Below are 13,501 nucleotides of genomic sequence, written 5' to 3' on the forward strand. Positions count from 1 at the left end.
TGAATAGATTTATGGCGATGGATGCCTGTGAGCTTTATTCAGAACAAAGGCAGAAATATGAGCTATATCATCGACCGCCGCTTGAATGGAAAGAAAAAGAGTACGGTTAATCGGCAGCGATTCTTAAGGCGCTACAAAGCTCACATTAAGAAAGCTGTCGGCGACGCCATGAATAGCCGCTCTATTATGGACATGGATAAGGGAGAGCAAATCAGTATCCCTACTCGGGATATCAGCGAACCCTTATTTTCTCACGGTAGCGGTGGGCACGTAGAGCGAGTTCTACCCGGAAACAAGCAATTTACTGCTGGTGATCGTATCCCTCGTCAAGGTCAGCGAGGCGGTGATGGAAATGGTGGTGGTGCCAGTGATAGCGGGGAAGGGGTTGATGAATTTGTCTTCCAGATATCACAAGAAGAGTTTCTGGACTTTATGTTTGAGGGGCTCCAGCTGCCCAATATGATCAAGCAACGCCTGGCCGGCAACGAGTCTTTTCAAATAGTACGTGCCGGAATTAGTAATGAAGGAACTCCAGGTCGTCTCAATGTGATCCGCTCACTCAGGGCTGCCCATGCAAGACGCATCGCCTTGACCAGTAATAAGCGAAGAAACCTGCGCAATTTAGAGGAAGACCTATCCCAAGAAGAAAACAAAGATACTGCTCTGCGAGACCAGCGCAAAATTGAGGCTCTTAAAAACCAAATCGCCGAACTTCGCAGCCGTATCAATCGAGTCCCTTTCCTCGATGATTTCGACCTGAAATATAACCTGCTGATTCGACAACCAAAACCTCGATCTAGGGCAGTGATGTTTTGCCTGATGGATGTATCCGGCTCGATGAACCAAGCCACAAAGGATATGGCCAAACGCTTCTTCTTACTTTTATATTTGTTCCTACAGCGCAGTTATGAATATACAGAAGTCGTTTTTATTCGACACCACACTAGCGCCAAAGAAGTTGATGAAGAGGAGTTTTTCTATTCACGGGAAACTGGCGGCACCATTGTCTCAAGCGCGCTCAAATTAATGCGACGTATTATAAGAGATCGCTACCCCGCCAGCGAATGGAATATCTATGGAGCCCAGGCCTCAGATGGTGATAACTGGAACGATGACTCCAGTACCTGCCACCGAATCCTTATCGACGATATTATGCCCCATGTGCAGTATTACTCTTATGTGGAAATCACTCCCAGAGATCACCAGGCCCTGTGGGAAGAGTATGAAAGTGTCCGCACTTTATTCCCTGATCACTTTGCTATGGAGCAGATTGTCGATGTACAGGATATTTATCCGGTGTTCCGACAACTGTTCCGCAAAAAGGTGACTGCCTGATGCTCGACAAATTTGCCAGTGGCGCTGAAGCACCTGAATCTGAGTCGCGTCAGCCCATATCAACAAGCTCAGAATGGACTTTTGAATTAATTCAGGAATATGATCGCGCCATCGGCGCACTGGCAGAAGAATTTGGGTTAGATACCTACCCAAATCAGATTGAAGTTATCTGCTCCGAGCAGATGATGGATGCCTACTCCTCGGTAGGAATGCCAGTGGGTTATCACCACTGGTCTTTTGGCAAGCAATTTATCAGCGTGGAAAATAATTACCAGCGCGGATTGATGGGGCTGGCTTATGAAATAGTGATTAATTCTAATCCCTGCATCGCTTACCTCATGGAAGAAAATACCATGACAATGCAGGCTTTGGTGATTGCTCACGCCTCCTATGGGCACAACTCTTTCTTTAAAGGGAATTACCTGTTTCGCTCCTGGACAGATGCCAGCAGTATTATTGACTATCTGATCTTTGCCAAAAATTATATTTCCCGCTGTGAAGAGCGCTATGGGCTTGATGAAGTCGAGGCCATTCTCGACTCCTGTCATGCCCTAATGAATTACGGTGTAGATCGCTATAAACGCCCTTACCCAATCTCGGCTATTGAAGAAGAACGCCAACAGCAAGAGCGAGAAGAGTACCGCCAAAGACAGCTCAATGATTTATGGAGGACCATCCCAAAACTCGGTGACGGTATAGAGGAGACAAAGGAGAAACGCTTCCCCGAAGAGCCTCAGGAGAATATCCTGTACTTTGTTGAGAAAAATGCCCCTCTACTGGAAAACTGGCAACGGGAACTGGTGCGCATTGTACGTAAGCTGGCCCAATACTTTTATCCACAGCGGCAAACCCAAGTAATGAATGAGGGCTGGGCTACCTTCTGGCACTACACTCTCTTAACCGAGCTGTACAAGCGCGGGCGGGTGACTGAAGGCTTTATGATGGAGTTTCTACAAAGCCACACCAATGTTATCTACCAACCCTCTTTTGACAGCCCTCACTACAGCGGTATCAATCCCTATACCCTGGGCTTCAGTATTTTTACTGACTTACGGCGTATCTGTGAAAGCCCCACTGAAGAGGATCGCTGCTGGTTCCCAGACATTGCTGGAAGTAATTGGCGTGAAACCCTTCAGTTCGCCATGCGCGACTTCAAAGATGAAAGTTTTATTTTACAATTCCTGTCTCCCAAGGTTATGCGAGACATGAAACTATTTTGTATCAGCGACAACGATAAAGAGAACGATATCATTGTCAGCGCAATTCACGATGAGAGCGGTTATCGCCAGTTAAGGGAGAACCTTGCGGGACAGTACAACCTGGGCAATCGGGAACCGAATATCCAAGTATATTCAGTAGATACCCGTGGTGACCGTTCACTGACCCTGCACCATACGCAGCACCGCCGCCGACCTCTCGGTAAAGATACAACAGAGGTGCTAAGGCATCTTCACCGGCTATGGGGCTTCGATGTTCACCTGAACAGTTTGAACGGGGATCAAATAACGGCCAGTTGTCACTGCCCGGAGCAAGGTCGGGACCGACCGGAGGGTGAAGAGGAGTCCATGCTAATACCAAAACCCATTTAGGTTTCAGCACGGGAACTGTTGAAATACCAGCCCCGCACAGAATGGGGAAATAATGCCTTCTAGCGGATCACGCTACTTAGGCATCAGCTTCCAACAAAAGCTTGGCCTTTGCAGAAAGTTCACCGTGCTCAGAGCGGTGAGTTAAAAGGGCATCAGCTCCAGCATCCAGCCAACGGGCTTTCTCTCCATCATCATCAGAAGGTACAACTAGAATGCTCAAGTTCGAATACTCACTGCGGGATCTGAGGTAGTCCAGCACCTGAAACCCACTCTCCCCAAGCAACCCAGTGTCAACCACTAACAACGCCGGCTTGGCACTCGCCATCATGATACCGGCGGAAAAACTATCACTGGCTACTTCAACCTCACACCCCATCTGTTGAAGCGCCTGGCGTCCACTTGAAGTCAGCTCAGGATCAGTCGTTAACAAGAGCACTTTTCGACTGGGAACTGCCAAGTCGTTTGGAACTGGCATTGAGTTATCCCGCAGGAAGCCCACGAAATCCTCAACACAGATACGGTGGTCACCGCGCCCTGGAAGTTTGTATGCCTTGAGCTGGCCACGCTCAATCCAGCGAATCACCGTTCGGAAGTTAACACCGCAGTACCTGGCTGCTTCCCCGGTGGTTAGCACATGTAATTCGCTCATCTTTATTCTCCCCAACAACTGCGATTAAAAAGAAGAACAGTCAACTTCCCGAAAGTATCCTCTGCCCCACAGAGTTACACGTGAAATTATCCTGTCCAGCTGAACCGCCCCTATAAATTATGCTGTTTAATGCTGCAAACCCAGCCCGAAATTCGGTCCATGTAATTTATTAACGAACAGCGGAACAACCCCCTCAAAAAATACTAATAGATATAGTTGACAGGTAAGACAGGTTCCTTAGAATGGCGCTAGATTCGTGACTTGGGACTTGTCACGGGATCCCTTCCAGTGGAGTGGTTGTTAAGTCAGAGCCCCCATAGTTGGCGAAGAAATGTTTGCTAAGCGAATACCCTAAGACCCTGGGCCCCCTTGTTTTTTCGGGGCCTTTTTTTTATCTTGCCGAAGCTTCTTACACTCCTACCGCTCATCCTCCGTCCAGCAGACAAACCTGGAACAACGCCGGAACAAATGGACTTATGGCAGTACAATCACCTATCAGATCACTGGTCCCTCCAGCTCTGGAGCAAATGCTTTGAAGATCTACCTTGTTGGCGGCGCAGTGCGCGACAGACTTTTGAATCGCCCAGTCACCGAGCGTGACTGGGTAGTGGTTGGGGCAGATGCAGATAGAATGCAGGACCTCGGATACAGCCCCGTCGGCAAAGATTTTCCAGTATTCCTACACCCTGAGACCGGTGAAGAATACGCGCTCGCTCGCACCGAAAGAAAGAGCGGACACGGCTATGGCGGTTTTACCGTTAACGCCGATGCCAATATCACCCTGGAAGAGGATCTCCTGCGGCGAGATCTCACTATTAATGCCATTGCAGAAGACAGAGACGGCAATCTAATTGACCCCTACGGTGGGCAGGAAGATCTTGGAGCTCGGCTTTTGCGCCATGTTTCCCCTGCTTTTGCAGAAGACCCCCTAAGAGTACTGCGAGTGGCCCGCTTTGCCGCCCGCTACCATCACCTTGGCTTTAGCGTTGCCCCTGAGACCATGATACTCATGCGCCAGATGGTAGAAGCGGGTGAAGTGGAATATCTGGTGGCCGAGAGGGTCTGGAAAGAGGTAAGCCGGGCACTTACCGAGCCAGACCCCGATATATTTATTCGAGTACTGCGAGACTGCGGTGCCCTCTCGGTACTGTTACCAGAATTAGAGAATTTGTTTGGTGTTCCTCAGCCGCCCAAACACCACCCCGAAGTGGACACTGGAGAACACGTACTACTAGCCCTGCGCGCCGCACCGGCAGAGCTCCCCTTGCGTTTTGCAGTACTGCTACACGACCTGGGCAAAGGACTGACTCCCGAGGAAATTCTTCCCAGCCACCACGGCCACGAGGCAGCAGGCGTACCTCTTGTAAAGGCCGTCTGTGAGCGCTGGCGTACCCCAAAAGACCTGACTGCACTAGCTGTCGGGGTCTGCGAATATCACCTGCACTGCCACAGAGCCTTCGAATTGCGCCCACAGACCATTATGAAAATGATCCGCAGTCTGGATGCCTTGCGACGTCCCGAGCGATTTGAAAACTTTCTTCGCGCCTGTGAGGCAGATGCCCGAGGTCGTGAGGGGCTGGAGAATCGAGATTATCCACAGGTAGCCTTTTTGCGCGCCGCTCGAGATGGGGCAGCAGCAGTAACTGCCGAGGGGTTGATTAAACAGGGCTACCAGGGTGCGAAACTGGGGCAAGCACTGGACCGGGAGCGCATCAAGGCAATCGCCAAAGTAAAGGATGACTACATTGCGTAATGTGTTGATTACCGGTGCCGCTGCACGCCTGGGTCGTGCTATTGCTGAGGAGCTACATAGAGATCACAGAGTTGTTATTCACTATCGCAACTCGGCTGATACTGCCAAGGCCCTGGCAAACGAGCTGAACCAACTTCGCCCCAACTCTGCCATAGCGTTGCACAGTGAATTGAATAGCGCCGAAGCCTGTTCCAATCTGGCCCAGCGCGCGCAAGAGGCCTGGGGCGGTATTGATGTTTTGATCAACAATGCCTCAGCATTTCACCCCACGCCTGTGGGGAAGGCGACCGAGGAGGACTGGGATCGGCTGGTAGGCAGTAACCTCAAAGCCCCCTTCTTTCTCACTCAGGCCCTGAAAGAAACACTCAGCCAACAACAGGGTTGCGTTGTTAATATGGCGGATATTCACGCCGAGCGCCCGATGCCCGAGCACACTATTTACTGCGCCGCCAAGGCTGGGCTGGTAATGCTGTCAAAAAGCCTCGCTCTGGAGCTGTCTCCCCAGGTCCGGGTCAATGCAGTCGCCCCCGGTGCCATTCTTTGGCCAGAGCAAGAGGCAACTAACGAAGCCAAGAAAGCACAAATCACCCATCGCATTCCTTTGGCCCGAACCGGTGACCCCAGCGATATCGCCAAAACCGTGCGCTTCCTGGTCTGTGACGCCCCCTATATCAACGGCCAGGTTATTGCTGTTGACGGCGGCCGCAACCTCAATATCTAAAACAGTCCAACAACGGGGCTTCACTTCAATTTCACCGGCACTCTGTCAGAATGCTTTGTAACTTCCTCTGCCACAAGAGATTTGCCGGTGCGCTCACTGAAGATATTGTTGATTGAAGATAACCCCACTATCGCCCGCCAGCTTGCCGAATTCCTGCACGCTGAGGGCTGGCAGATAGATTATGCCCAGCGGGGCCGCCAGGGCTTACAGCTGGCCCTGGAACAAATCTTCGACCTGATTATTCTCGACCTGGGCCTGCCGGATATGGACGGCTTGGAGGTCTGCGAAAAGATCAAGGCACAAGCGCCAGTTAATATGCCAATTCTGATGTTAACTGCCCGAGATGCTCTCGCAGATAAAGAACGCGGATTTGGTATCGGTGCCGATGACTACTTATGTAAGCCCTTCGAACCAAGGGAACTGATATTGAGATGCCGCGCCCTGGCACGTAGACACCAGCTGCATACCAGTGAAGAAATTAAGGTCGGTGATTTACAGATAAACCAGCGCCAACAAACGGCCTACCGGGATAAACAACCTCTGCCCCTGACAACTATCGGTTTTCGCATTCTCACTATGCTTGCCCAGGCGTCGCCAGCACCAGTAAGCCGCTCGGCAATAATCCACCATATTTGGGGTGATGAACCCCCAGAAACAGACGCCTTAAAATCCCACATTTATAGTCTTCGCCAAACACTGGATAAGCCTTTCCAGGCCCCTATGTTGAAAACCATCACCAATCTCGGTTATCAGTTGGAAACTCCCAATGCGCGAAACCAGTAATTTACAGAGGAAGGTCTTCGCTATTTTTGGCAGTTTTACCCTACTGCTATGCTTGGTGTTTTTTGCCATTTGTATGATGGTGGCCTATGTAGTTGAAGACCATTTACTCGATAACTTATTGGCCGGAGAAGTCCGCTACCTCGAACAGCAGGCAAGACTGACTAATGCGACCCCAGAGCCACGCCTACCCTATTTAACGCTATACACTGAAAGCAAAATAATTCCGGCCGAACTGCGCACTGCTCTACCAAGCTATGCAGAAAAGGCTGAGTGGTTTAGTGATACTGAACATCACTTCCATTTACGCAGAGTACATTTTCCGGACAACCATTCCGCCGTTCTCGTAGCTGAAGTCAGTGAATTGCTCACTGTTACGCGACAATCTTCAAAACTTCTCTGGCTCTTTGCCAGCGCCTGTATCTTGACCCTACTCTTAGCCCTCTATTGTGCTTTTCGTATTTCCCGTAAAACCATCGCTCCTGTAGTAACCCTTGCTAAAGCAGTTCAGCAGCAGAGAAACTGCGATTCTCAAATTTCCCTGCCCTATAACAATGAACAAGATGAAATCGGTTATCTCGCAAGTACGTTGCAAGATACACTTAACCAGCTCAAGCTAACATTGCGCAGGGAAACTGAGTTTACCCGGGATACAAGCCATGAGTTGCGCACCGGGCTAACCATTCTGAAAAGCACACTGGCGCTCAGTCAAAATCGGGAAATGACTTTAGCTGAGAAAAATGAGCTATTAGAAACTGTTACCGGTATGGAAAAAACCGTTAAGACACTATTAGCCCTCGCCCGCTCTGAGTCTCTACAGTCGAGAGATATCCCACTGCGTGCTTTACTAGAGGAGCGTCTTTTAGCTCAACACCAGTTAATTGTACAAAAGCATTTTAATGTTGATTTAAAGTTAGGGCACAAAGTCAGAGTCCTGGCCAATCGACACCTGGTAAGTCTGCTCTTCGACAACTTAATCAGCAATGCATTACAGCACGCTACCAGCCCTGAATTGGTTATTACCTATAAGGGGGACACACTCTTTTTTGAGAACGCCACAGACAACCAATTAGATCTTAAAACCTCCCTCTTACCCGGCCAAAAAAGGGAAGGCAGTGACGGTATTGGTCAAGGCCTTTTCCTGGCCAAGAGAATCTGTAAAGCCTTGAATTGGACCATCTCTATCCAATGTAAAAAAAATATTTATCAGTGCTCTCTATCTTTTACACAGTAGCGTTCTAAGATTCAAATTTTTACCGTATGCGCTCGAGATGCACAGTGAATCAGCATCCATACCTTATAAGATCTCAAGCGCAGATTTTTTCTTTCTTCCTAAATAGCAATTGCAATCTCACCTGAATTTCACCTTCCACCCCTTATTCTCCTACGAACTCACTAGAAGATTTCCCGTCTGCTACTGTAATTTTGGAGATTAATATGTTGAAGAAAATTGTTATTTCCCTGGCTCTGACTTTGTCCGTATTTTTTGGTTTTATTATTTGGGTTAAGGGCCTAATTCCACCCCAAGAGCAGGACTTTTCCACTACGACAGTAAGTGACCTGCCGTATTTACAACAATTACCCAGGGAAAGCCGAGGAAAAATCTTAGCTGTTGTCACCAGTACTGAAACGATGGGAGATAGTGGCAAGGCGACTGGTTATGAATTAACTGAACTGGCACGCCCCTATTACATCTTTTCAGCCAACGGATTTATTGTCGATATTGCCAGTCCCAAAGGCGGCAAACCGCCTGCGGTGATCGATAAAGATGATCTGGGGCCTTTCGACTATGCCTTTCTCAATGACCCGGAGGCACAACAAAAGGTCAACAACAGTATTCCTATCGATCAGGTATCAGCAGAGGATTACCAGGCCGTATTTTTTGTCGGCGGTAAAGGCACCATGTTCGATTTCCCCGACAATCCCCATATCCAGTCCCTGGTGCGGAAAATCTATAACAGCGGCAAAATTATCGGAGCGGTATGCCACGGGCCAGCAGCCCTTGCCAATGTCACCCTGGATAATGGCAAGCCCTTAATCGCCGATCGGCAGATCAGTGCTTTTACTAACGCAGAGGAGCTTTTTCTTATCCCTGACGCCGAGCAACGATTTCCATTCCTGCTTGAGGATCGCTTACGTGAGCAAGGCGCGTTTTTTCAGGCTGGGCCCACTTACCTGGAACAAGTCAGCGTGGATGGCCAGCTTATTACCGGGCAAAACCCCTGGTCCACCTGGCTGGCGGCTGAGAGTATGGTAAGCGCGATGGGGTATACCCCTGTTCCACGCCAAATCACTCCGGTGGAGCAGACCGTCAAATTACTACTCACTTATGAGCAGCGCGGCTTTACCGAGGCCACAGAGAAATTACACAAGCTTCAGGAGAAAGGGGAAATAGACCAGCGCCTACTGGCCATGCACGGCGTTGTCTCTGTTATGCGTTGGGAGCCGGGCAGGGCTCTGGACATAATCAGACTGCTGTCCAAGAGCCAGGATTGATAGAGCCCCTCAAAAAGCCAGCTAGCCAGCCTGCTCTAGGGGCTGGCCATTTTCATCCACAAATAATACATCGCGAATACTGAGTTTTTGTCCCTGGGCATTCTGAACAGCCACTTCGGAGATAGGCTCACCACTGTTTTTATCGACCAGATGCATCCCATCTTTATTGCCATTCCAGCGCAGATTCCACTGGCGCAGGGCGATTACCACCGTAAACAGGTCCCGGCCTTTTTCCGTTAAGCGGTACTCGTAGCGAGTACCGTGTTCACCCGCATCAAAGCGTACCAGCACCTCGTTATCCACCAGACGTGATAACCGATCCACAAGGATATTTTTGGCAATTCCCAGGTCTCTTTGGAAATCCACAAAACGGCGGGTACCCAGCATCGCCTGCTTAATTATCAGCAGGGACCACCAGTCCCCCACCTCATTTAGGGCGCAAGCCAGGGAGCAATCAAGATCATCAAAGCGTTTACGTGACATATAGGGAGCCTCTAAATAACTCCGTGATACCTCTGGCATGCAGAGCGGTTCACAATCAAGGCGCGGCTTCGCAGGAATGTCTAGACCTTTCAAGAAGTCGCAACGCGGAGTGTGAATCGCTCTGCAAGCCCCGAAGGGCGGGCCTTGAAGGCCACAGCTGCTGCGTTGCAGCTCTTGCAAAGGACTGAGCCATTCGCGGCGAGCTGCGCCTAACATCTGCAGCCTTCATGGCCCGCAGAGGCATCACGGAGTTATTCAGAGGCTCCCTAGCCAGTATACCGGCAAAAGAGTTGCAATACGAAACCAGATATTGAACTCAACTTTAAAATAAGGTCTTATAACGCAACCGTTTTAATTGTGACCGAGCGGGACCAGTGAGTCCCAGTGTTGAATCGAGACATTCAGGAGAGAAATATGAGTGGTTCCCTGGACAGCCTGCTGCGTCCTTTCGAGCATAAATCCCTAAAACTGCGCAACCGGGTTGCGATGGCTCCCATGACCCGCACTATGTCACCGGGCTATTCAGCCAATAACCAAGTGGCCGGCTATTACCGCCGCCGAGCTGAAGGTGAAGTGGGACTGATTATTACCGAAGGCACCTTCGTTAATCATAAAGCCGCCAACGGCTACGAGAATGTTCCGGCAATCTACGGTGAGGCCGCTCTCGCCGGCTGGAAAAAAGTGGTAGACGAAGTACACGCTGCCGGTGGCCAGATTATCCCGCAGTTATGGCACGTAGGCTCCGTGCGCAAAGAGGGCATAGGCCCGGATAAATCAGTGCCCGGCTACTCCCCCTCAGGCCTGTTCAAACCCGGCAAGCCCAATGGCCAGGCGATGAGCAAAGAGGACATCCAGGAAGTTGTACAAGCTTTTGCAGACGCGGCGAAAGCAGCCAAGGAAATTGGGTTTGACGGTGTAGAGATTCACGGCGCCCACGGCTACCTGATCGACCAGTTTTTCTGGGAAGGTACCAACCAACGCGATGACGAGTACGGTGGCTCCATCGAAAATCGCACCCGCTTTGCAGTGGAAATTATCAAAGCGGTACGTGAAGCCGTAGGCGAAGATTTCGCCATAGTGCTGCGCTACTCCCAATGGAAGCAGCAGGATTACGAAGCCAAGTTGGCGCAAAACCCGGAAGAACTGAAACGCTTCCTGACACCACTGGTTGAAGCCGGCGTTGATATTTTCCACGCCTCTACAAGACGCTTCTGGGTGCCAGAATTTGAGGGTTCTGATCTCAACCTGGCAGGCTGGACCAAGGAATTGACGGGAAAACCGGTAATTTCTGTCGGCAGTGTCGGCCTCGACGATGATTTTATCGGCGGCAATAACCAGGGCATGGGTGGCACGGCCAATCCTACCGATTTAGGCGAACTGACCCGCCGTATGGACAACCAGGAGTTCGACCTGATTGCCGTTGGCCGCGCGCTATTACAAGACCCACACTGGTTCGCCAAGGTGCGGGAAGATCGCGCGGAGGAAATCACTTCGTTCACTAAAGAAGCGCTAATGAGCCTAAGTTAATTACTCCTAATAAAAAAGCAGCCTCAAAGGGCTGCTTTTTTATCTACTTTTTTTAGAAATTTATTGGAATCACGGCCAAATAAATTCCACCGGCCACAATTTTTGTGAAGCCTGGTCGTACTCATCCCACAGCTGACGGTAAGTTTTCTGCTCGACCGGGTGCAATTCTTCTGGAGCAATCTCTGCCAGAGGCTGTAAAACAAAGGCATTTTTTACAATCTCACCTCTAGGCAATTTTACCCCGTCGACAGTTCCGGTCAGGTGGTCATAGGTGAGAATATCAATATCCAGGGTTCGTGCACTGAACTTGGGCCCGGAGCGCAAGCGGCCATTGGCATCTTCAATACCGCGCAGACACAGGGCCAGCTGCCCTACCGGCAAGTCAGTTTCCAACCCCACCACCAGGTTGTAAAAATTATCGCCCTGGAAACCCACCGCTTCACTTTCGAAGACCCGGGACACCTGTAATTCGCCAAACCGCCCGGTTAGGGCATCCAGCGCTGCGCGGATATATTGCGCACGATTGATATTACTGCCGAGGCTGAGATACACCTGAGCCACGTTTACACTCCCGCAGACATCGCTGCTGCACCTTTTGCCGGCCTCTCGCCGCGCTCAATAATGACACCCACATCCCTGGACCCTCTGACCGCACCCGGCTTGGACAACCGCAGTCGCAGCCAGCTTACAGAAAACTCTTCCCTGACAATTGCCGCAGCCTGCTCTGCCATGGTCTCCACCAACAGAAACTCACTGCTTTCAATAAAAGCGATCAAGCGCTTGGCCACCGCTTTATAGTTAAGTGTGTGCTCGATATTGTCTGTTCGCGCCGCCTCACTGATATCGAAAGCCATCTCCAGATCGAGGCTCACCGTCTGGCGCACTTCCCGCTCCCAATCGTAAATACCAATAATGGTATTTACCTTTAAATCCCGTATATAAACAATATCCATCTATCGGCTCTTTTCTTTTTACTGCCAGGCTAGCCCTGGGATTTTTAAAGTTCGGTCTTGGGCAATTCTGTCATAGGCCAGCGCGGGCGCACATCCACCGCAAGGCTCGTCTGCTCCCCAGCTTTTAAACGTAAACTACCGGCATAGGCGATCATGGCGCCGTTATCAGTACAGAATTCATGGCGGGGATAGTAGACGCTGGCCTTATCCTTTCGCAGGCTCGTTTCCAAACGCTCACGCAATAATTTATTTGCGGAAACTCCACCGGCAATCACCAGGGTTTTATAGCCGGAAGCCTTAATAGCGCGACGACATTTAATCACCAGGGTATCCACTACCGCCTCCTGGAAAGCCGCAGCAATATCTGCGCAAGTCTGCTCGTCCGGTAAACCATCCTCCAGGGCGTGCTTGCGCACCGTAGTCAGGGTGAAGGTTTTAAGACCTGAAAAACTGAAATCCAAGCCCGGTCGATCAGTCATAGGACGTGGGAAAGTAAAACGTTTGGGGTCTCCTTTCTCCGCCAGGGCAGCCAAACGCGGGCCACCGGGATAATCCAGGTCGAGCATTTTAGCCGCCTTATCAAAGGCCTCGCCGGCAGCGTCATCCAGGGATTCACCCATCAGTTCGTAATCGCCGAGCCCCCGCACCTCCACCAGCTGGGTGTGTCCGCCGGAAACCAGCAGGGCCACAAAAGGAAAGGCGGGCGGATTATCCTCCAGCATTGGGGCCAGCAGGTGGCCTTCCATATGGTGCACCGCCACCGCCGGAATATCCCAGCCATAGGCCAGTGCACGGGCCGCGCAGGCCCCGACCATCAGCGCTCCCACCAGACCAGGGCCTGCGGTATAGGCGATACCATTGAGGTCTGAAGGGCTGGTATCGGCCTTCTTCATTACCTGTCGAACCAGCGGCAAGAGTTTGCGCACATGATCGCGGCTCGCCAGCTCGGGGACTACACCGCCATAATCGGCATGCAGGTCCACTTGACTGAACAGGGCATGGCTGAGCAAACCGGACTCAGAATCGTAAATAGCGACGCCAGTTTCATCGCAGGAAGTTTCTATACCAAGGACGCGCACTTGATTTCATTCTCGTGACTTCTTCGAGGGGCGGTTATCATACTGGAAAATGGGGTTGCGATCCCGTATAGGAGTGTTTAGAATTTGCGCCCTCGCTGTGAACCGGCCACCGGATGCAACTGCGAGAGCATTGCCG

Annotated in this window: 13 protein-coding genes; 8 read left to right on the top strand and 5 right to left on the bottom strand. The window is 50.8% G+C overall.

Going from position 1 to position 13,501, the window contains the following annotated elements; all coding sequences use genetic code 11:
• The first annotated feature begins 57 nt into the window (after positions 1-57).
• Positions 58-1,335 carry a YeaH/YhbH family protein gene (locus ACJJIS_RS19665; RefSeq protein WP_475708867.1) on the top strand — a complete coding sequence of 426 codons (1,278 nt, stop codon included), beginning with the start codon at positions 58-60 and terminating at the stop codon, positions 1,333-1,335.
• A complete protein-coding gene (locus ACJJIS_RS19670) occupies positions 1,335-2,924 on the top strand; it encodes a SpoVR family protein (protein ID WP_475708868.1) in 1,590 nt (529 codons plus the stop codon). The genes ACJJIS_RS19665 and ACJJIS_RS19670 overlap by 1 nt, the downstream gene beginning before the upstream one ends.
• 76 nt (positions 2,925-3,000) lie before the next feature.
• Here ACJJIS_RS19670 and ACJJIS_RS19675 read toward each other — a convergent pair whose 3' ends face one another.
• The gene (locus ACJJIS_RS19675; protein ID WP_475708869.1) at positions 3,001-3,573 is read right to left on the bottom strand and encodes a helix-turn-helix domain-containing protein; all 573 of its coding nucleotides are present in this window, start codon (positions 3,571-3,573) and stop codon (positions 3,001-3,003) included.
• Between the two features lie 532 nt (positions 3,574-4,105).
• Here ACJJIS_RS19675 and ACJJIS_RS19680 point away from each other — a divergent pair.
• From ACJJIS_RS19680 to ACJJIS_RS19700, 5 genes are all read left to right on the top strand, one after another.
• Positions 4,106-5,326 (top strand): multifunctional CCA addition/repair protein, encoded by a 1,221-nt coding sequence (locus ACJJIS_RS19680; protein WP_475708870.1) that lies wholly within the window; start codon positions 4,106-4,108, stop codon positions 5,324-5,326.
• Complete coding sequence (locus ACJJIS_RS19685) at positions 5,310-6,047, top strand: pteridine reductase (protein ID WP_475708871.1); 738 nt, start codon at positions 5,310-5,312, stop codon at positions 6,045-6,047. Before ACJJIS_RS19680 ends, ACJJIS_RS19685 begins: the two co-directional genes overlap by 17 nt.
• Positions 6,048-6,134: 87 nt before the next feature.
• Complete coding sequence (locus tag ACJJIS_RS19690; protein ID WP_413664232.1) at positions 6,135-6,830, top strand: response regulator transcription factor; 696 nt, start codon at positions 6,135-6,137, stop codon at positions 6,828-6,830.
• A complete protein-coding gene (locus ACJJIS_RS19695) occupies positions 6,814-8,061 on the top strand; it encodes a sensor histidine kinase (protein ID WP_475708872.1) in 1,248 nt (415 codons plus the stop codon). The genes ACJJIS_RS19690 and ACJJIS_RS19695 overlap by 17 nt, the downstream gene beginning before the upstream one ends.
• 203 nt (positions 8,062-8,264) lie before the next feature.
• Entirely contained in the window at positions 8,265-9,323 is a 1,059-nt protein-coding gene (locus tag ACJJIS_RS19700; RefSeq protein WP_475708873.1) for a type 1 glutamine amidotransferase domain-containing protein, read from the top strand.
• Positions 9,324-9,344: 21 nt separating this feature from the next.
• Here ACJJIS_RS19700 and ACJJIS_RS19705 read toward each other — a convergent pair whose 3' ends face one another.
• Positions 9,345-9,806, bottom strand: coding sequence for a winged helix-turn-helix transcriptional regulator (locus tag ACJJIS_RS19705; RefSeq protein ID WP_475708874.1), 462 nt, complete (start codon positions 9,804-9,806; stop codon positions 9,345-9,347).
• A 414-nt stretch (positions 9,807-10,220) separates the two neighbouring features.
• On the opposite strand from ACJJIS_RS19705, the gene ACJJIS_RS19710 reads away from it, so the two are divergent.
• Positions 10,221-11,333, top strand: a complete 1,113-nt coding sequence (locus tag ACJJIS_RS19710) for an NADH:flavin oxidoreductase (RefSeq protein ID WP_475708875.1) — start codon at positions 10,221-10,223, stop codon at positions 11,331-11,333.
• A gap of 69 nt (positions 11,334-11,402) precedes the next feature.
• Here ACJJIS_RS19710 and folK read toward each other — a convergent pair whose 3' ends face one another.
• From folK to tsaD, 3 genes are read right to left on the bottom strand one after another with little or no spacing between them, the layout of a single operon-like run.
• Positions 11,403-11,894 (bottom strand): 2-amino-4-hydroxy-6-hydroxymethyldihydropteridine diphosphokinase, encoded by a 492-nt coding sequence (gene folK / locus ACJJIS_RS19715; protein WP_475708876.1) that lies wholly within the window; start codon positions 11,892-11,894, stop codon positions 11,403-11,405.
• Positions 11,895-11,896: 2 nt separating this feature from the next.
• Complete coding sequence (gene folB, locus ACJJIS_RS19720) at positions 11,897-12,286, bottom strand: dihydroneopterin aldolase (protein ID WP_282934467.1); 390 nt, start codon at positions 12,284-12,286, stop codon at positions 11,897-11,899.
• A gap of 44 nt (positions 12,287-12,330) precedes the next feature.
• On the bottom strand, positions 12,331-13,365 hold the full coding sequence (tsaD, locus tag ACJJIS_RS19725) for a tRNA (adenosine(37)-N6)-threonylcarbamoyltransferase complex transferase subunit TsaD (protein ID WP_475708877.1): 1,035 nt from the start codon (positions 13,363-13,365) through the stop codon (positions 12,331-12,333).
• Positions 13,366-13,501 lie beyond the last annotated feature (136 nt).

The sequence above is a fragment of the Microbulbifer maximicatervae (SeqCode) genome (assembly GCF_056231245.1).